Annotated in this window: 1 protein-coding gene; it reads left to right on the forward strand. The window is 47.8% G+C overall.

From position 1 onward, the window contains the following. Positions 1-59 precede the first annotated feature (59 nt). A partial coding sequence (locus GY791_19060) for a hypothetical protein (protein ID MCP4330527.1) occupies positions 60-914 on the forward strand: 855 nt, incomplete at its 3' end.

Genomic DNA, 914 nt, shown 5'->3' on the forward strand with positions numbered 1-914 from the left:
CTCCAACAGTGACAATAGCTGCGGGTCAGACGACATCGCCTTCATTTACGGTGACGGCGGTGGATGACGCGCTGGTAGATGGTACGCAGACGGTGACTGTGAGGGCGATAGCGGTGGGACATGCAGATGGTACAGATACGATAGATGTGACAGATGATGAGGTTGGGGCTTGCGTCCTGGATGTTAAGTTCGAGGAGACAATATTGAGTGTAGGAATGGAATATTATACGGACAGGACATATACATTCACAAATGTGCCTGCGCTATATATTGGTTTGGATATGATCAAGACTCCAAACGCGAATAGTAACCGTACCACTGCCAGTGGTTATCTGACCTTTGAGCTCCAGAATAATGCCACTGTCTATGTAGCTTACGATCAAAGAGCAACGAGCCTCCCTGACTGGCTGAGCGTTTTTACAGATACAGGAGATACCATTGACACCTCTTTGAGTACTCAACAATTCCTGAAGGTATACAGTAAGGACTTCCTATCAGGCGACTGTGTAGATTTAGGAGCGAACAAGGCGGCAGGATTTTCCGGTGGAACAGTTAGTAATTATGTTGTGTTTTATGAGACTGCTGCTCCCCCGGCTTCCACATCCGACGACTTAGTCTTACAGAATGAAACCGTTGTAAATGGGGAGACTAAGGTCTATACAGCCCGTTATACTATTACGGCAGGGCCATCCTTTACGGTGGCCAGCGGGGGCGAGGCCATACTCAAGGCTGGATCACTTATTACTCTATTGCCGGGCTTTCATGCTCAAGAAGGCAGTAAACTAACCGCCAGGGTATGGAATGATGATACCGCTCCATCGGTTGTCAGTTCAAACATACCCGAAGGGCAGATAGTAACCTCAAATGGCGGTCCGTTTACAATACAAATGACATTTCTCGATGACGACTCAGGA

Source organism: Alphaproteobacteria bacterium (genome assembly GCA_024244705.1).
GTDB lineage: Bacteria > Pseudomonadota > Alphaproteobacteria > JAAEOK01 > JAAEOK01 > JAAEOK01.